Annotated in this window: 17 protein-coding genes and 2 other annotated features (1 of these 19 running past the window's edge); of the genes, 12 read left to right on the top strand and 5 right to left on the bottom strand. The window is 36.8% G+C overall.

Annotation, left to right across the window (positions count from 1 at the left end; all coding sequences use genetic code 11):
• Positions 1-38: 38 nt before the first annotated feature.
• On the bottom strand, positions 39-1,460 hold the full coding sequence (locus IV86_RS04570) for an APC family permease (protein ID WP_002833698.1): 1,422 nt from the start codon (positions 1,458-1,460) through the stop codon (positions 39-41).
• 162 nt (positions 1,461-1,622) lie between these two features.
• Here IV86_RS04570 and IV86_RS04575 point away from each other — a divergent pair, with 162 nt between their 5' ends.
• From IV86_RS04575 to IV86_RS04585, 3 genes are all read left to right on the top strand, one after another.
• Complete coding sequence (locus IV86_RS04575; protein WP_229564397.1) at positions 1,623-2,603, top strand: DUF2785 domain-containing protein; 981 nt, start codon at positions 1,623-1,625, stop codon at positions 2,601-2,603.
• 120 nt (positions 2,604-2,723) lie between these two features.
• Positions 2,724-3,779 (top strand): D-alanine--D-alanine ligase family protein, encoded by a 1,056-nt coding sequence (locus tag IV86_RS04580; RefSeq protein WP_002833700.1) that lies wholly within the window; start codon positions 2,724-2,726, stop codon positions 3,777-3,779.
• Between the two features lie 48 nt (positions 3,780-3,827).
• Positions 3,828-4,379, top strand: a complete 552-nt coding sequence (locus tag IV86_RS04585; RefSeq protein ID WP_002833701.1) for a DNA-3-methyladenine glycosylase I — start codon at positions 3,828-3,830, stop codon at positions 4,377-4,379.
• 63 nt (positions 4,380-4,442) lie between these two features.
• Here IV86_RS04585 and IV86_RS04590 read toward each other — a convergent pair whose 3' ends face one another.
• The 4 genes from IV86_RS04590 to IV86_RS04610 all read right to left on the bottom strand — a co-directional run bounded on the left by IV86_RS04590 (position 4,443) and on the right by IV86_RS04610 (position 8,128).
• Positions 4,443-4,898, bottom strand: coding sequence for a universal stress protein (locus tag IV86_RS04590; RefSeq protein WP_002833702.1), 456 nt, complete (start codon positions 4,896-4,898; stop codon positions 4,443-4,445).
• A gap of 612 nt (positions 4,899-5,510) precedes the next feature.
• Positions 5,511-6,788: a replication-associated recombination protein A gene (locus IV86_RS04600; RefSeq protein ID WP_029258078.1), complete on the bottom strand. Its 1,278-nt coding sequence runs from the start codon at positions 6,786-6,788 to the stop codon at positions 5,511-5,513.
• A 63-nt stretch (positions 6,789-6,851) separates the two neighbouring features.
• Complete coding sequence (gene rpsD / locus IV86_RS04605; RefSeq protein WP_011673597.1) at positions 6,852-7,460, bottom strand: 30S ribosomal protein S4; 609 nt, start codon at positions 7,458-7,460, stop codon at positions 6,852-6,854.
• 182 nt (positions 7,461-7,642) lie between these two features.
• Positions 7,643-8,128, bottom strand: a complete 486-nt coding sequence (locus IV86_RS04610; RefSeq protein WP_002833706.1) for a GAF domain-containing protein — start codon at positions 8,126-8,128, stop codon at positions 7,643-7,645.
• 163 nt (positions 8,129-8,291) lie between these two features.
• Here IV86_RS04610 and ezrA point away from each other — a divergent pair, with 163 nt between their 5' ends.
• From ezrA to mreD, 9 genes are all read left to right on the top strand, one after another.
• Positions 8,292-10,001, top strand: a complete 1,710-nt coding sequence (gene ezrA, locus IV86_RS04615; protein WP_002833707.1) for a septation ring formation regulator EzrA — start codon at positions 8,292-8,294, stop codon at positions 9,999-10,001.
• 139 nt (positions 10,002-10,140) lie between these two features.
• Complete coding sequence (locus IV86_RS04620) at positions 10,141-11,295, top strand: cysteine desulfurase family protein (RefSeq protein ID WP_002833708.1); 1,155 nt, start codon at positions 10,141-10,143, stop codon at positions 11,293-11,295.
• Between the two features lie 8 nt (positions 11,296-11,303).
• Positions 11,304-12,521: a tRNA uracil 4-sulfurtransferase ThiI gene (gene thiI / locus IV86_RS04625; protein ID WP_011673596.1), complete on the top strand. Its 1,218-nt coding sequence runs from the start codon at positions 11,304-11,306 to the stop codon at positions 12,519-12,521.
• Between the two features lie 76 nt (positions 12,522-12,597).
• Entirely contained in the window at positions 12,598-13,089 is a 492-nt protein-coding gene (gene tpx / locus IV86_RS04630) for a thiol peroxidase (protein ID WP_002833710.1), read from the top strand.
• Between the two features lie 42 nt (positions 13,090-13,131).
• Positions 13,132-13,343, top strand: a binding site (T-box leader).
• A 45-nt stretch (positions 13,344-13,388) separates the two neighbouring features.
• Positions 13,389-16,055 carry a valine--tRNA ligase gene (locus IV86_RS04635; RefSeq protein WP_056979388.1) on the top strand — a complete coding sequence of 889 codons (2,667 nt, stop codon included), beginning with the start codon at positions 13,389-13,391 and terminating at the stop codon, positions 16,053-16,055.
• Between the two features lie 83 nt (positions 16,056-16,138).
• Positions 16,139-17,413 (top strand): bifunctional folylpolyglutamate synthase/dihydrofolate synthase, encoded by a 1,275-nt coding sequence (locus tag IV86_RS04640; protein ID WP_029258076.1) that lies wholly within the window; start codon positions 16,139-16,141, stop codon positions 17,411-17,413.
• Positions 17,414-17,455: 42 nt separating this feature from the next.
• On the top strand, positions 17,456-18,115 hold the full coding sequence (locus IV86_RS04645; protein ID WP_056979389.1) for a JAB domain-containing protein: 660 nt from the start codon (positions 17,456-17,458) through the stop codon (positions 18,113-18,115).
• A 98-nt stretch (positions 18,116-18,213) separates the two neighbouring features.
• Positions 18,214-19,059: a rod shape-determining protein MreC gene (gene mreC, locus IV86_RS04650; protein WP_002833715.1), complete on the top strand. Its 846-nt coding sequence runs from the start codon at positions 18,214-18,216 to the stop codon at positions 19,057-19,059.
• Between the two features lie 9 nt (positions 19,060-19,068).
• A complete protein-coding gene (gene mreD / locus IV86_RS04655) occupies positions 19,069-19,614 on the top strand; it encodes a rod shape-determining protein MreD (RefSeq protein ID WP_002833716.1) in 546 nt (181 codons plus the stop codon).
• Positions 19,615-19,656: 42 nt separating this feature from the next.
• Positions 19,657-19,698: a binding site (T-box leader), on the top strand (it continues 189 nt past the right edge of the window).

The raw sequence follows: 19,698 nt of genomic DNA on the forward strand, positions 1-19,698 counted from the left end.
ATCTAAACTTAGCTTTTAACTAAGTTTAGATGCGTTTTTTAATCTGTAGTATGTCTTGCTCCGTAGAAAGTGTAAACAATAATTCCAATGATAAACCAAACTAGTGAGTATAATTTAGCTTGGGCGTCTAGTCCCCAGAAAACTGCCAGAGAGCCTAAGAAAGCCAAGGCAGGAAGAACAGGGTAGAGCGGCATTTTGAAGCTTGGAATAGCAATATCTTTACCTTCACGAGGTCGCAGGACATAGATCCCTAACGATACAAACATAAAGGCGATTAAGGTCCCAGCTGAGATTAATTGCGCTAAGAAAGCAAAAGGAAACATGGAACCAATAATAATGCCGATAATTGTTAAAAGGCTTAATGCATGGTTAGGAAGACCTTTTGGATTTACTTGACCTAACCATTTAGGTAGCATACCATCACGTCCAAATGAGTATAGCAGACGAGAACCAGCCATCATCATGCCAATTAATGCTGTAAACATCCCAATTACGGCAATTGCTTGAATCACACCAGCAATTACTCCGTGACCAGCGTGTCGTAAAGCCCAACCGACAGGTTCAGCATTATTAGCGTAATTTGTGTAATGAAACATTCCAACTAGCACTAGCGAAACTGCAATAAAAAGGATAACAGCAATTATTAACGATCCTAAAATACCGCGAGGCATAGTTTTTTCAGGGTTTTTAGCTTCTCCGGCATTAGCAGCAATTGAATCAAAACCAATATAGGAAAGAAAAATCATTGAAATTCCCGAATAGATACCTTTCCATCCACCAAAGGAAGTTCCGTCCGGGTTGGTATGATATTTAGGGATAAATGGTAGGTAGTTTTGAATATGGATAGCTGAAAGTCCCACAATAATAAATACTAAAATAGCAACAACCTTTAAAACAACGAGTGCATTTTCGATGCGAGCGGCTCCTGTAGTTCCATGAGCTAAAAGTAACGCTACCGCAATAACGACGATCAACGCAGTAATATCAATGATTCCACCATTAGTACCTAGAGGATTTGCAAGCTGTTTGGGAATTTGGATTCCAATTGAGGAAAGCAGTCCCCTAAAGTTAGCTGAAAGTCCGGAGGCCACGAAGGCTACGGCGATGAAATATTCCGCTAACAAAGCCCAGCCGGCTACCCAACCAAACCCTTTACCTAAGATTACGTTAATCCAAGAGTATGCAGATCCAGCAAATGGCATAGCGGAAGCCATTTCGGCATAAGCAAAGGCTACTAAGCCGGCAACTACAGCTGCTGCTAAGAATGAAAGTACGACGGCTGGACCAGCATGTTGAGCTGCAACCACACCAGGAAGTGTGAAGATGGAGGTGGAAACGATCGTCCCAACCCCAAGAGCTAAAAAGTCTTTGACTACTAGGGTACGAGTCAAATGAGAATCTTTGTCTTCATAAATAGCAGGATTTTCTTTTTTAATAAAATTTTTGATGAAATTATGCAATAATTTAACCTCCTTAAATAGTAGTATAGACTATCATATCATATTCTATCATTTATTTTTAATGTTTAGCTAATCAAATTTAATTGTATTTTTAAGTGAAGAATGGGAAATATTTTTGCTAAGTTGATGAACGTGTTAGAATCAATATATTATTAGGAGGACATGCCTTTGGATTCAATTAATGAAACACAAACAAAAATAGCAGCTCTAAGGATGGATCTCCGAGTTGGAAAAATATTTTCTTCTTTAGGAAAATCAGTTGGACTAATCATTGATTCGGCTTCACAAGATTTACCAGTTACTGAGGTAAAAGTCCCCCAAGATGAAGATGATGTAGTTGAATTACTTAAAATTATTAATGAACAGTTGGGGAAGGGAGACATGGACGAAATTAGTGATGATAACATTAATCTACTAATGGATCACCTAGGCTCTTTTAAAGCTCAAATCCGTGATGGTGGAGTTTTCACTCTTTTTGGTGATTTACTCCAATATGATATTTTAACTAAAAATCAAAAAATAATGATATTTGATCGTTTGATTAGTGACCAGATGCTCTTGTCGCATATTAATGAAACACAGAATGATGCGGCATATTTAAGAGCATACACACTAATTTTGTTAGCAACTCTTATCTACATTGATCGAGCTGGGACCACTTTTATTGATCCTAAACGTCGATCAAGATTGGTAAACCAAATTGTACTCTATACTATGCTAGAAAACGATACACGTGGATATGAAGACGGGCGAGGATGGATTCATGCCTATACACATTTGGGTAACGTTTTAGATGAGCTAGCAAGTGATGAAAAGTTAGTCCGAGCGGATAAAATTTTATTAATGTGTACAGTGATTGAAAAGATAAAAAGATTAAAAACACCGTTAATTTATGGAGAATCTATTCGTTTAGCGGTATACATTGCCGACCAACTATATGAAGACGACGTATATCAGCAATTTTTATTGATTGAACTTCGCGAATGGCGTCGCTCTTTGGAAACAATTCAAATGAGAGAGTCCAGTGCTATGTGGAATGCTTTATTTAATCGTCAGCGTTTTTTGCAAGCCCTCGTTTTAAATCCGGATATGGCCAATTCAATTGTGGAATATTTGGAAGATTCCAATGATTTTACAGTATAATTTTTAACTTCTATTTCATCATTGAACTGATTTTATGATATACTGAAGGTTCAATAAACGTTTGATAATTGGCGGAGCAAACTCAAGGTTTGTAATTATCTTACATACGAGGTGGAAAAAATGAAAATTGCTGTACTTGCCGGTGGGAAAAGCACGGAAAGAAACGTGTCGCTTTCATCTGGTTCAAAGATCACCAATGCTTTGCGATCAAAAGGTTACGATGCAACGATGATTGATTTATTCTTGGGATATGAACTTGAGGATGGTCAAAGTTATGAAGACGTATTTAAGTCTAGTAATACCAGTACTGATTATGAAATCAGTGACGCAGTTTTAACAGAAGAAGATATTGAAGAACTTCGTACAGACGGTACGGTTGGATTGTTCGGGAAAAATGTTTTACCAATCCTCCAAGCTGCTGACTTTGTTTTTCTAGCGTTACATGGTGGTGATGGTGAGAACGGTAAAGTTCAAGCTGTTTTGGATCTTAATCATATTAAATATACAGGTAGTGGTTCACTAGCTTCAGGAATTGCCATGGATAAAGCAATTTCAAAAGAGATTATGTTGTATAACAACATTAAAACAGCCCAATTTGCTGTATTGCATGCAAAAGATGGTATTCATCCTCAATTAGCCTTTGACTATCCAATGGTTGTTAAGCCTAATAGTGGTGGTTCAAGTATTGGTACTAGAATTGTACATGATGAAGCCGAACTAGCTGAATCATTAAAGGATGCCTATCGTTTTGATGATGAAATTATTGTCGAAGAATTTATCACTGGACGTGAATTTTCACTAGGAGTGGTAAATGGTCAAGCAATGCCAGCAATTGAAATTGTGGTAAATGATGGTTGGTACGATTATGAACATAAATTTCAAACGGGTTCAACGACTAAATTCGTTACTCCTCCAGAAATCGAAGATGATGTTCATGATGAAATGAAAAGGGTAGCTGTCCAAACAATGGATGCCTTGGGCATGACTAACTATGGACGCGTTGATTTTCTAACTAACGACACGGGCGTATATGTAATCGAAGCCAATAACCTTCCAGGAATGACACCTCTATCGTTATTACCACAAGAAGCAGAAGCAGCTGGTATTAGTTATGAGGACCTTTGTGAAAGTATCGTATTAGGCAAGCAAAAGCTTTACGATGAATTAAAAAAATAAATTTAAAACCCCTCTTTAGAGTAATTAAACCCTAAGGAGGGGTTTTTTATGAAATTAAAATGTACGTGGTCAACTAAGAATGCAATTTTAGAAAACTATCATGATAAGATATGGGGAAAGCCATGTTTTAGTGACCAAGAACTCTTTAAATGTCTGGCAATTCAAATTTTCCAATCGGGGTTAGATTTACGAACGGTTTTGACGAAATTGGAAGCATTAAATGAAATGTTTGACGAGTTTAAAGTTCAAACTGTTGCTGACTATGATCAGTCTAAATTAGAAGCGTTGATGGCATGTCCATTAATCATTAGAAACCAACGAAAAATTAAAGCAGTTATCCATAACGCAGATGTGATCTTAAAAATGTCTCAAACGGGGATGTCTTTTAATGATTTTATCTGGTCAAAAGTAGATTTTGTCCCTATGGATTTAGAACCCAAAAATAATGCTAAAATGATGTTTGATTTACCAATTGCTAGAAGGGTGTGTAAGGACATGCAAGAGCTAGGATTTCAGTTTGTGGGACCAACTAACATTAGCTTCTTTTTACAAGCAAGTGGAATAATTAATACACACTGGGTAAATTGTAGTTATCGTTAAAATGGTGTAAATAAAAAGTACGGCGATTTAATTTTTTAAACTAAATTGCTGTACTTTATTTTATTATTTATTTTCTAAGTCTGTGCGAACAACCAAAACATCACAAATGGCGGTACGGGTTACGTATTCGGTAACGGAACCGATTAATAAACGTTCAACAGCGTTTAATCCAGTAGCACCAATCATGATTAAATCTGTATGAAGTTCTTTAGGGACATCTTGAGAGATTACTACCTTTGGTGAACCGTACTCAATGGAATAAGCAACATTTTCTAATCCATCATTGTGTGCCTCTTGGATATAGCGGTCTAAAGATTTTTTAGCTGTATCTGTGACTTGGTCGACCATGGCGGTATCGAAACTCGAAATATTTTGGAAAGCACGAGTATCTATAACGTGGAGTAAATGCAATTCTGCACCATCGTTACGCTTAGCGACGGCAACTGCTTTTCTAAAGGCTAGCTCTGCTTCTTTGGAACCATCAACTGGAACAAGAATATGTTTATACTGTTGTGTCATAACATAACCACTCCTATCTATTTACCCTCATTGTACGTTAAAAATGAGAAAATAAAAAGGAATTTGCTATAAAAATTTTAATAAAAATAGCAAAGTTCCAGTGGTAGAAAAAATTCCTAAAACTAAAGCAATTAAAATTAGAACAGTATTTCCAGTTATTCCTAACAGTAGAGTAATAATACTAATGCCTATTAATATTTTTCCAACTACATTTAAACTTTGGCTGAGTAATTTATTAGTAGAAGGTTTAAATAGCATAAAATCCGTGGAACGGTGGGTATAGAGGTAATAACCGATATAAAAGATAATAATTGCAAAAATGAACATAAAGAGCTGAATTAGCATAAATAAATCCTACTTTCTTAATATATAAAAAAACCCCACCGGAGTGGGGCAAAGAACTTTTAGTAGCGTTCATATCGGCCAGTATCTAACCCTAGTAACTAGGTGGGTGCACATACCCAAACAGCATGTTTCCTTGTACAAGGCATACAATTCACTTGAGATCCGTGCTCCCGATTAGATGTTTGTTGGAAGAATATGAAACCGATAATTCCGAATACCTAAGAACTTCATAATTATCTTACTATACTTTTTGTAGAAAATACAATGTTAATGATTAGAACGTTGTGATTTCTTTAGACTTTCGTACCGATTTTTAATTTTCTCTTCATAGGTACTATTACCCTTGGCATCAAAATATGCAGCATCAACCAATTTGTCTGGTAGATATTGCTGAGCTATCCAGTCGTTAGGATAATTGTGAGGGTATTTGTAATCTACCCCACGACCTAAAGCAGCTGCACCTTTGTAATGAGAATCGCGTAGATGGTCTGGGACTTCACCAATCTTTCCAGTACGTACATCGGTTAAGGCATTATCGATTGCGGTAATGCCTGAATTGGATTTAGGAGAGACACAAAGTTCAATCACGGCGTCAGCCAAAGGAATTCGAGCTTCAGGCAGTCCGACGTGTTCAGCGGCCGTGACGGCAGAAACTGTCCGTTGACAAGCTGGGGGGTTAGCCAAACCGATATCTTCATAAGCAATGATTAACAGCCGACGGATAACACTTTGCAAGTCGCCACTTTCCAAAAGTCGTGCCATATAATGGAGAGCCGCATCTGTATCACTACCGCGAATCGATTTTTGAAAGGCAGAAATTACATCGTAATGAGCATCCCCATCCTTATCTTGGGTGAGAGCTCTTTTTTGCAGACATTCTTCTAGAATAGCTAGTGTTAAGTGAATTTTTTGATTTTCGTCAGGACCAGTTGAACGCGCAGCCAGTTCAACTGCATTTAAGGCGCTACGCAAATCACCATTAGTGGACTCAGATACAAATTTTAAAGCATCTTCATCAATTACGATGGGTAATTCACCTAAGCCACGGGAGGAATCCTTAATCGCAGCAAGGACGGCTTTTTTAATTTCATCCGGTTGAAGTGGTTTAACTTCAAAAATTTGAGTTCTACTACGGATTGCCGGATTGATATTGATATAAGGATTTTCAGTTGTTGCACCGATTAAAATGATATTGCCATTTTCTAAATGGGGGAGGAGGAAATCCTGCTTAGTTTTATCTAAACGATGGATTTCATCTAGTAGCAGAATTACAGTTCCACTCATTTTGGCTTCTTCAGCCACAATTTGAAGATCTTTTTTAGAATCGGTGGCAGCGTTCAAAATTCGAAAAGCATATTTAGTTGAGCCTGAAATAGCACTGGCAATACTAGTTTTACCAGTTCCAGGAGGGCCGTATAAAATCATGGATGATAAAAGTTTGGCTTTAACCATGCGGTCGATAATTTTTCCAGGACCGACCAAATGCTGTTGACCAACAATTTCTTCGATAGTTCGTGGGCGCATACGAAACGCTAATGGTTGCATTTTTTCTCCTAAAATAAAAATTTAAAGTAAATAAAAAAACGGCCAAGGCCGTTTTTAATATGATTATAGCTTGTTGTAGTATTCAACGATAAGTGAATCGTCAATATCTGCTTCAAGTTCATCACGTTGTGGAAGACGAACAAGAGAACCTTCCAACTTGTCAGCATCAAACTGAACAAATTGTGGACGACCAACAACAGCTTCAACAGCTTCGCTGATAATCTTAAGATCTTTTGATTTTTCACGAACGCCAATAACTTGGCCGATTTCTACTTCGTATGAAGGAATATCAACACGCTTACCATCAACAGTGATGTGACCATGATTTACCAATTGACGAGCTTGACGACGAGTAGTTGCCAAACCTAAACGGTAAACCATGTTGTCCAAACGACGTTCAAGTAAAACCATAAAGTTTGTACCAGGAAGACCTTCGCGGATCTTACCAGCGCGAACAAATAGGTTTGAGAATTGACGTTCTGTTAAACCGTACATCATACGTAACTTTTGCTTTTCGCGAAGTTGCATACCGTATTCAGAAATCTTACGACGGTTATTTTGACCATGATCACCAGGAGCGTAAGGACGGCGAGCCAATTCCTTACCTGTACCTGTTAATGAAATACCAAGACGACGTGAAACTTTCCAGCTTGGGCCTGTATATCTAGACATAAAAATATCCTCCAATAAATTGTTTTTGTTGGAGTAAAATAAACAAATGTGGGTTTAGTATTCGTGCAGATTGCTTTGCAAGGTTCACCTTTGCAGCCGCTGAGGTTACTAGTTGACCTGAAAAACAGGCAACAATCTGTTGACGAGCTTACCGCCCACCGCTGCATTATTTTACACTCCTACTAGTTTAACGCACTCAAAACAGAACTGTCAATGTGTTTAACTAATGCGTCTCTGAATTTAATCAGAGTGGCTTCATCATCTTCACTAAAACGATTGAGAATCGGTGAGTCAATGTCTAAAACACCTAATAATTGGTTACCCACCATTAAAGGTAAGACAATTTCTGAGTTTGATGCACTATCACAAGCAATGTGTCCAGGAAATTCATGCACATTTTCCACACGGAGGACTTTATTTTCTTTAAAGGCAGTTCCACAAACTCCCGAACCGTTTTTGATGTGCATACAAGCCACATTTCCTTGGAAGGGTCCCAGGACCAATTCATCTTTTTTTGAATCAAAAAGATAAAAACCACACCAGTTTACATCTTTGGTTTCGCTATACAACAAAGCTGAAGCATTTGAAAGATTGGCAATTAAGTTGGTTTCATTAAACAAAAGTGCATCAATCTGTTCGACAATAATTGAGTTAATCGGTTCTGACATTGTAGTCACTTCCTATATAATGTTTAATTAATAAAAAATCCCTAGTTTAACAAACTAATGGGTATGATATAATTAATTAGGTAAATTCTAAATTGAAGAAAGTTAAAAGGCAAGTTTTTTATCAATTGAATTGAGTGAAGTTAAGAAGGATGGGATTTTAGTTATGATCATGGTATTGATTGCAATCATAGTGGTAGCAATTCTAGTTTATTTAGGAATTGTTTCATATCAACGTTATTTACTTAAACAAATCGATGAATTATTAGATCGAAAAGCAGACATCAGTGAATCACCGGTGCGTCAAAAACTAATGGAAGTTTCCTCCATGAATCTAACTGGATCATCGGCTATTGGGTTAGATAACATTCGAAATGACTACCAGGAAATTATTGATCATCGATTACCAGAAATTGAAGACATTGCTAACCATTCGAAACAAGATGTCAATGATATGAAGATTTTCGAAGCGCGTAAGGATGTTACGACGGTTAGTGAATCTTTAGATGCAATTGACGAAGAAACGCGACGTCTTAACGATCAGTTGGATAATATTAAACGTACGGATCAAGAACAACGAGATGCGGTTAAGGTCTTACGCATGAAGTATGAAGAAATTAGAAAAACACTTCTAGCTAAGAACCTAACGCTTGGTCCAAGCATTGATTTATTAGAAGAAAAATTAGCTCGTTTAGATGATGAATTTGAAATGTTCAGTGGAACCGTAGAAGCTGGAGATCATGAAAAGGCTGAAGGCCAACTCCAAAAACTTCGAACAAGTACAGAACAATTAGAAGCACAAATTCAAAACGTTCCACCTTTATATGAAGAACTAACTAATGTATTTCCAGAGCAAATTGCTGAAATCAAAGATGGCTACGATCAATTGATTAATCATAACTATGCCTTTGAAGATGATATCGTTGATGACGAGCTGGGTGCTATTAAAGCTAAGATTTCAGATAATCTTGAAACCCTTGGTAACTTACGTTTAGATGCTGTACGTGATAACAATAAGTCAATTGAAATTAGAATTGACGATTTATACAGTATCTTACAAACTGAGATTGATGCACGTAAGTCAGTTGAGCATAATTTTGATGTAATTACTCGCTTCTTAGATCACGCTGAAAAACAGAATAAAGTTTTGTTAGCAGAAGTGGAACGCATGGATCAAAGTTATGTTTTGAGTGATGATCAGTTGGTATTAGGTCAAAACTTAGATGCTGAATTAAATGAAATTCGTAATGAACATGATCGTGATACAGAACAAATTACTAACCAACCGGTTGTTTACTCAGAAATTGTGGAACGTTTAAAAGCTGAAAATGACCAACTTTCTGAGATTGAAGATCAACAAGCTAAATTAAATGATGAACTTCAAAGCCTTGTAGATAGTGAAAAAGATGCCCGTGCAAGAATGCAACAATATGACGGTGAACTCCATAACATCAAACGTCACGTTGAAAGTCTTAACCTTCCAGGTATTCCAGAAGGATACATGGATTACTTCTTTGTGGTTAGTGATGAGATTGAAAAAGTTGGGAGCGATATGAATCAAGTTCGAGTTAATATAGACAAAATTAACCGAGAACTTGATATGGTAAGTACGGATATTCAAACTCTTACTAAGAAGACCACTGATCTGACAGACGATGCCGCTATCAGTGAGTTAGCAATTCAATACGCTAATCGTTATCGTCATACCGATCAAGATATCGAAGATGCTATTTTACGAGCTCAAAAGCTTTTTGATACGGACCATCGTTACAATGAAAGTTTAACTGTAATTACAAAAGCACTAGAAGAAGTTGAACCAGGTGCAGTGGATAATATCACAGACAATTACTACCAACAAAAACGAACTGAATATTAGAAAATAAAATGCTATCGTACTTAGTGCGATGGCATTTTACTTTGAAGATCTAAATATTTAGATTACTTTAATTTTGTAAGTATATTTTTCTGTTATAATTATTAGGGTTTACGGAAATATATAATGGAGAAATGAGTAAATGATTTATTTTGATAATAGTGCAACAACTAAAGTTGATAAGAACGTTTTAGAGACCTACCAAAAGGTCAGTAATAAGATTTGGGGTAACCCTTCTAGTTTGCATGATATGGGCGAAATGTCGTTCAATTTATTGGAGCAGTCTAGAAAACAAATTGCTAGTTTGTTAAATGTTAAACCTCACGAAATATTTTTTACAAGTGGTGGAACGGAAGGCGACAACTGGGTAATTAAAGGGACAGCGATGGAAAAACGGATGTATGGAAAGCATCTAATTACGACGGCTGTCGAACATCCTGCCGTAAAAAATTCTATGGAACAGTTAGCACAATTAGGATTTGATATTACCTATCTTCCCGTTGATGATGAGGGTCGAATTAACATTCAAGATTTAAAAGATGCCATTCGCCCGGATACGATTCTGGTTTCGATTATGGCAATTAATAATGAAATTGGAACAATTCAACCACTTTTAAAAGCAGCAGAAGTTTTAAAGGACTATCCAAAAGTACATTTTCATATCGATGCTGTTCAAGGAATTGGTAAAGGGATTCAAGCTGCAATCATGAATGATCGTGTTGATTTTGTAACCTTCTCTGGCCATAAATTTCATGCTCCTCGAGGGGTGGGTTTTATTTATGCGCGCGAAGGTAGGCGAATTGCACCATTGTTAACTGGTGGTGGACAGGAAAAGAATTTACGGAGTGGAACGGAGAACTTACCTGCGATCGCCGGGATGGCTAAGGCACTGCGTTTACTACTTGATGGCGAAGATCAAAAGGTAGCTTTACAAGAATCAATTAAAGAGAAAATTTATAATCACGTAACTAAGTTTGAAAAAGTGGTTGCTTTTTCTAAAATTCAAGCTAACTTTGCTCCGCATATTTTGTGTTTTGCAATTAAAGGGGTGCGTGGAGAAACGATTGTTCATGCGTTTGAATCACATGGAATTTACATTTCGACCACTAGTGCTTGTTCTTCTAAAAAACAGCAAGCTTCAAGTACTTTAACGGCAATGAAGATTGACTCAACCATTTCAACGAGTGCCGTCCGAGTTAGCTTAGATAGTGCTAATTCTTTGGAAGAAGCTGATGAATTTAATCGAATTTTTGACCAATTATATCAAGACTTTTCAAAAATAAATAAAAATAGCTAGGAGTTTATATGAAATATACGGAAATAATGGTTCGCTACGGTGAACTATCAACTAAAGGTAAAAACCGCAAAGATTTTATTGCTCGTTTGGGAGGAAATATACGTAAAAGTCTTAAGGACTTTGAAGACGTTGAAATTCATCCTAATCGTGACCGTACACATGTAACCTTAAATGGTACAGACAGTGATGCAGTCATTAACAGACTTAAAAAAGTTTTTGGGATTCAAAATTTTTCGCCAATGTTAAAAGTTGAGAAAACAATGGAAGCTGTCCAAGCTGGTGCTCTAGAAATGATGAAGGAGCAATTAAAGCCGGGAATGACCTTTAAAATTAATACACGTCGTTCTGATAAAGAATTTGCTATTAATACAGATACCATGAATCGGGAACTTGGTGGATTTATACTAGATAACTTCCCAGATAATGATGTAAAAATGAAAAATCCAGACATTACCTTACGTGTTGAAATTCGATCTAATGGAATTTTCTTAACTAGTGAAGTAATTAATGGGGCAGGTGGCTTACCGGTTGGAACTGCTGGCAAGGGAATGATGATGCTTTCTGGTGGAATTGATTCTCCTGTAGCAGGTTATTTGGGGATGAAACGTGGCGTAGAGATGGAAATGGTGCATTTTTTCAGTCCGCCATATACTAGCGAACAAGCTCTAGCTAAGGCTAAGGAATTAAGTGGAAAATTAGCTGCATATTCTGGAAGTGTTCAATTTATCCAAGTTCCATTTACAGAAATTCAAGAAACTATTAAAGAAAAATGTCCAGAGGGTTATTTGATGACGATTCAACGTCGAATGATGTTGCGCCTAGTAGTTGCCCTAGCTAAACAACGTGGTGGACTAGCAATCTTTAATGGAGAATCTCTAGGACAAGTAGCTTCGCAAACAATGGAAAGCATGTTAGCTATTAATGACGTAACTACTATGCCGATTATTCGTCCGGTAGTTTCAATGGATAAAAATGAAATTATTGACATAGCTAAGGATATCGACACTTATGACTTATCAATTATGCCATTCGAAGATTGTTGTACGATTTTTGCTCCACCATCACCTAAAACACATCCAGATCTCGAAAAGACGCGTTACTTTGAGAAGAGAATTGACGTTGAAGGATTATTGGAACGTTCTTTAGCAGGCGTAAAAATTACTAACATTCGTGCTGAAGAAAACTTTATGAATCAAAATGAAGAAGTTTTTGCTGAATTATTGTAAAGGATTTGTATATTGATTGAAATCAGTGAGTGTTTGAGATAAGGTTAACGTAATTTAAATAAAGGAGCGTACAATTATGGAAGTATTACGCGGTGGAGAAAAAGTTGAACTCGTTGGAAATCCTCCAATGATTGGAGAACAATTACCCAAATTTAAAGTTTTTACTGGCGATGGTGAAAAAGTTAAGACACGCGATTTACTGGGTAAACCACTTTTAATTAGTGTTGTTCCAGATTTAAATACGCCGGTTTGCAGCATGCAAACTAAAAAATTTAACCAAGAAACTGACCAATACTCAGATATTCGATTTGTAACCATTTCTAACAACATGCCTAAAGACCAAGTAGCTTGGTGCGCAAATGAAGGTGTTAAGAACATGGAAGTATTGTCAGATCATGAGCTATCATTTGGTTATGAGATGAATCTATATATTCCGAATGCTGGTTATCTAGCTCGTAGTATCTTCATTGTTGATGCTGATGGCAAAATTATTTATCGTGAAATTGTACCAGAAATTCATGACGAACCTGACTATCAAGCTGCACTTGATTTTATCAATAAAATGTAAAAACATAATTGACGAACGGACAATTATTCTTTATTATTTATTCTGAAGGTTATGACTAAGAGGAGAGCTGCAAAACTTTTTTCAGAGAATAGACATTTTTGCTGAGAGTCTTAAAAAGTTGGAGTTCGGGTTGCTTATGAGCCAATTTTCTAGATTTAATTCTAGAAAATCGAACAAATTGTTCGTTATCAATGTTAAAGAGGGGCATAATACGCCCAATTTAGGTGGTACCGCGAAGCATCTTCGTCCTATGAGTTAGGACGGGGTGCTTTTTATTTGGAAAGGAAAGTGGGATTTTAATGACTAAAGACGTAGATATGTCGACAAAGTACGACCCCCAAAGCGTTGAACATGGACGCTACCAAAAATGGGTCGAACAAGGACAATTTAAACCTAATGGAGATCAAAAGGCTAAGCCTTATTCAATCGTTATTCCGCCTCCCAATGTAACTGGAAAATTACATTTGGGACATGCCTGGGATACGACACTACAAGATATGTTGATCCGCCAAAAACGAATGCTAGGATATGATACTGTTTGGATTCCAGGAATGGATCATGCTGGAATTGCTACTCAAGCTAAAGTAGAAGCCAAGCTACGAGAACAAGGTGTTTCCCGTTATGACTTAGGCCGTGAAAAGTTCATTGACCAAGTTTGGGAATGGAAAGATGAATATGCCGATACAATTCATCAACAGTGGGCTAAGATGGGTCTTTCTCTTGATTATGACCGTGAACGTTTTACCTTAGATGAAGGTCTTTCTAAAGCTGTCAAGAAAGTCTTTGTGACCCTTTATGAAAAAGGCTTAATTTATCGTGGTGAATACATTATCAACTGGGATCCACAAGCTCGTACTGCCTTATCCGATATTGAAGTGGAACATCAAGATGACCAAGGTGCTTTTTATCATGTTAAGTACTTCTTTGCAGATGAAGAGTTTGAATTTAACGGTAAAAACTATATTGAAATTGCAACTACTCGTCCGGAAACTATGTTTGGGGATGTTGCTATTGCTGTACACCCTAGTGATGAACGTTATAAAGATATCGTTGGTAAGGAAGTCATTCTTCCGCTCCAAGGACGTCATTTACCAATCATCGCTGACCAATATGTTGACCCAGAATTTGGGACAGGGATGGTAAAAATTACACCAGCTCATGACCCTAATGATTTCCAAGTCGGTAATCGTCATGATTTGAAGCGCATCAATACGATGAATGAAGATGCTTCAATGAATGAAAATGCTGGTAAGTACGAAGGTATGGATCGCTTTGAAGCTCGGAAAGTCATGGTTAAAGATCTTGAAGAACAAGATTACATGATTAAGATTGATCCAATTGTTCATAGTGTGGGCCATTCTGAACGGACGGGTGTGCAAGTCGAATCTCGATTATCTACCCAGTGGTTTGTTAAGATGGATAAGTTAGCCCAAATGGCGCTGGATAACCAAAAAACAGACGATAAGGTTAACTTTATTCCTGAACGTTTTGAACATACCTTTAACCAATGGATGGAGAATGCTCATGATTGGGTTATTTCACGTCAATTGTGGTGGGGACATCAAATCCCTGCTTGGTATAACAAGCAAACTGGAGAAGTTTACGTGGGCGAAGAAGCACCTCAAGATATTGAAAATTGGGAACAAGACCCCGATGTTTTGGATACTTGGTTCTCAAGTGCTTTATGGCCATTTACAACAATGGGTTGGCCTGATGAGAATTCAGCAGATTTTAAACGTTATTTCCCAACTAGTACATTAGTTACTGGATATGACATTATCTTCTTCTGGGTTGCTAGAATGATTTTCCAAAGTCTAGAATTCACTGGCAAACGTCCGTTTAAAGATGTGTTACTTCACGGTTTAATTCGTGACGAGCAAGGACGCAAGATGAGTAAATCCTTGGGTAATGGGATTGATCCAATGGACGTAATTGATAAGTATGGTGCCGATGCGCTTCGTTGGTTCTTATCCAATGGTTCAACTGCTGGACAAGATTTACGCTTTAGTTACGATAAGATGGATTCGGCATGGAACTTTATCAATAAGATTTGGAATGCTAGTCGTTATGTAATTATGAATTTGGATCAAGTTGAACAGCCAAAACTTCCAGAATTAAACCAATTAACATTAGCTGATAAATGGATTTTGAGTCGTTTGAATAAAACGGTTGAACAAGTTACGCACTTCTTTGACGTTTATGACTTTGGTGAAGCCGGTCGGGCAATGTACACCTTTATTTGGGATGATTTCTGTGACTGGTATATCGAAATGAGTAAAGAAATTTTGAACGGTGAAGATGAACAAGCTAAGGTTAATACTCAAAATGTATTGGCATACGTTCTTGATCAAACACTTCGTTTGTTGCACCCCGTGATGCCATTTGTTACTGAAAAAATTTGGCTCTCCATGCCACATGATGGTCAATCATTAGTGAATGCAGAATATCCGGTTGTACATGCTGAACTAGAAAATCAAGATGCTGAAGCGGGAATGGATCACTTAATTGGATTGATTAAGGCGGTTCGTAACATTCGTTCAGAAGCTGGGGCCCCAATGTCTAGTCCGGTTGATCTTTTGATTAAGACTGATAGTACAAAACTAATGCAACTCTTTAATGAAAATCGCGATTATATTGATCGTTTCTGTCATCCAGCTAATTTTGAATTAGGGGCAGATGTAGAGGCACCAAAACTTTCAATGTCAGCGGTAATTACGGACGGAGAAATTTACATTCCACTAGCTGAATTAGTAAACTTGGAAGATGAAATTGCGCGTCTGGAAAAAGAAGAAGCTAAGTACGAGCAAGAAGTAAACCGGGTGGTTAAAAAATTACAAAATGAACGTTTTGTAAGCAATGCTCCTGAAGAAGTTGTTGCAGCTGAACGTGCAAAACAAACGGATTACGAAGGTAAATTAGAAGCAACTAAACGTCGTCTTGCAGATATTAAATCTGAAAGCAAGTAGCTAACGTTTAAATTAACATTAAAGAACTGCAAACAAAAAGTGATTTTTGATGCGGTTCTTTTTTGCTAGAAGGGGGCTCAGTGATGGATTATAAAACGGCTTTGGAATTTATACACGGGCGGCCGCGGTTACGAAAAGAGCCGACCGTAAAAAGAATGACTGCCTTTCTAGATCAGTTAGGGAATCCACAAGATGCAATTCAAGGAATTCATGTTGCAGGGACCAATGGTAAAGGTTCGACCATTGCTTTTTTGGCCAAAATGATGGAGGCTACTGGACAACGAGTAGGGACATTTACTTCGCCTTATTTAGAACGCTTCAATGAGCGGATTGCAGTAAATGGAATCCCTATCCGTGACGATGAGATTCTAACGTTAGTGGAAGAAATCAAACCAATCGTAGACGAGTTAGATCAAACTCCCTTAGGTGGACCATTAGAATTCGAAATTGTCACAGCCATGATGTTTTTGTATTTTAAAAAACACCCCGTGGATATAGTTTTGATTGAAGTAGGTATTGGAGGAAGGTATGATTCTACAAATGTCTTCACCCCGATTGCTAGTGTAATAACGAATATTGGTTGGGATCATATGCAAATTCTGGGTGATACATTACCTAAAATTGCTTTTCAAAAAGCAGGCATTATTAAAACTAATGTTCCAGTAATCACTGGAACTGAAGATCAGGCTGCGCTACGAGTGATTGAAGAGGAAGCTAAAAAGTTACACGCACCGCTAAAAATTTTGAAACGTGATTTTAAAATTGATTCCAAGGAAAATTTTTTCAGCAATACGTTCGCTCGAATCGATCATATTCACAGTGGCTTACTGGGTTTATATCAAGTAAATAATTTGGCAGTTGCTCTAGAAACTATGTTAGTAGTTAGTCGTCAATTAAATTGGAAGATTAACTATGATCAATTACGACAAGCAGTCCAACATACTCAATGGGCTGGCCGAATGGAAATTATTCAAAAACGGCCTAAAATTATTTTAGATGGGGCCCATAATTTACCAGGAATCCAAGCATTAAAAAAATCGATTCAAGCGTATTGGCCAGAACAAAAAGTTTTTATTTTAGCAGCTATTTTAGATGACAAAAGATTTGAGGCAATGTTGACCGAGTTAGTTGATTTAAAACAAGTAGAGTTAACGTTAACTAGATTTAATGGGCCAATCAAGCGTGCTGCTGTAGACTGGTCAGAACTGCACGATCCGATTCGAAAAGATATTAATTATCAAGCGAATTGGCAGTTGGCTTTAAAAGAAATTCTGCGTCAGGCTAAACCTAGCGACGTAATTATTATTACCGGATCCTTGTATTTTATTTCTGAGGTACGCCCGCAGCTAATTAAATAAAGCCGGCTGAATTTCCGTATGTATTTATTAGAGGTGATGTATATGGAAATTCAAGATGAAGCGAAAGCAAAATTAAAAAAAGTCGGTGCTGAAAATTTAAGTAACGAAGAACTTGTTCGAGCTTTTTTGGATAGTTTTGGACAAAGTCAAAAAATTAACCAGCTAACTAATCATTTTTGGGATACAATTGGAGACATAGCTGGTTACGGCTTACTAAGTCAAAATGAAAAAAGAAAAATTTTTAAAAATCTTCCAGATGCTACTGTAGCTCTGGAGGCGGGTATTGAATTGGGACGTCGAATTCAAAAACAACCAATCCATTTACTGGGAAAAGTACTAGGAAGTGCTCAGTTGGGACAAATGATGGTTTCAAGATTTCAAAAGGAACCGCAAGAACACCTGTTGGTATTATGTTTGGATACTAAAAATCAAATTAAACGCGAAATTGTTGTTTTTAAGGGTGGCCTTAACTCGGCAGAAGTTCATCCTCGAGAAATTATGGTGGAAGTATTGCGGGTTAGTGCAAATAGTTTTGTTTTAATCCACAATCATCCAAGCGGTAATATAGAGCCTTCAACCAATGATTTAGCCTTCACCAAGAAAATGAAAAAAGTCGGCGATTTAATGGGCATTCGCCTAATTGATCACTTAATTGTAGGAGATCAAAGTTACTGGAGTGCAGCAGAAAAAAGATTTATTTAATGATTGATAAACATTTAGGTTATTGCCTAGTTTATAATCTTTATATGTTATAATTTATGAAGTCATTTTAATGAGATAAGTTAAGGGGTTCAGGGCTCATGCATAAGTTTTTTTCTAATCGAAAATTAGTTATAACAGTGATTTGTGCAATTATTGCGGTAGGTTTAATTGCAGGTTCACTTACATTGAAAAAGAAAGATAAGACGCCTGTTATTCAAAAAGTCGGTAACGACGTTTTTGGTACAGTTAGTCGTGTGATTGCATTGCCGATTCATGGTGTACAAACAATGACCACTGATATTAACAACTTTGTTTCGACCTACGAAGAAAACGCACGTTTGAGAAAAGGGATTGAAAAAAATGATTCAATCAACGCCGAAAATAAAAGCTTAAAGGCTGAGAACAAAGAATTAAAGAAATTAGTTGGCCTAAAAGAAACCATGTCGGACTATTCACTAACAGCAGCAACCGTTTTAACCCGTTCACCGAGCTCATGGCAAGATTTAATTACGGTAAACAAAGGAACGGCTAATGGGATAAAGAAAAATCAACCCGTCTTAGCCGGTAACGGATTAGTTGGTCGGGTAGTAGAAGCTGATTATACGGTAAGTAAAGTTGAATTGATTAGTGATAATAATGAATCCGCTAATCGTTTTGCTATTCAGGTTCAAGCAACTGACGGAGAATATATTAACGGTATTATTACTGGCTACGATAAGAAGACTAACCAGATTATTATGGGACAAATTACGGATAAAAAGACGGTTAAAGTTGGAACTCCGGTAACAACATCAGGTCTTGGAGGAGTTACTCCAAAAGGACTGTATGTCGGAAAAGTTGCTAAAATTTCAAAAGATGATTATGGGTTAGCTAGCGAAATTCGAATCGAACCAGCAGCTAAATTAAGCAATGTTAACAACGTTTATATTGCTAAGTTAGATTAGGGTGAAAGCATGTTACAATCTGCAAAATTAAAATATATTTTTCCTATCGTTTTATTGATTGCTTTTTTTCTAGATGGTTCATTAAATCAAATTTTTTCGTCAACTTTATTTCAATATCCATATTCGATGATTTGTAATCTAACGTTGATGTGGTTTGTAATGGCGATCTTTTTTGAAGGAGAATCTCAAATTAATTTCACATTGTGGTCATTTGTTATTGGGATTATATTTGATTGGTATTATACTGGAGTTTTTGGCGTGGATACTTTTATTATTCCAATCGTAGTAATGTTTATTCGTGGAATTCGACCTTTTGTTAAAACAACATTCTTGATAGTGTTGGGGATGGATATGTTTGCGATGGCGATGTATAACATCTTATTTTTCATCGTTTTTCAAATGATTAAGATGGCGAATGTGACTACCACATTTTTCATCGGATATTCGTTTTTACCAACCATTATTCTCAATTTATCAATTTTTGTAATTCTATATTACCCAATTAAAACCGTATTTAGAAGAACACGGGGAACCAATTCAAGAAGTTTTATGTAATAAGGACTTGAAAGTTTTAAATATAATTGATATTATTTGTATACTTTAGCAATGATCAGAAAAGTAGTTTATGTAATCTTCGTT

Source organism: Pediococcus pentosaceus (assembly GCF_001437285.1).
GTDB classification, from domain to species: domain Bacteria; phylum Bacillota; class Bacilli; order Lactobacillales; family Lactobacillaceae; genus Pediococcus; species Pediococcus pentosaceus.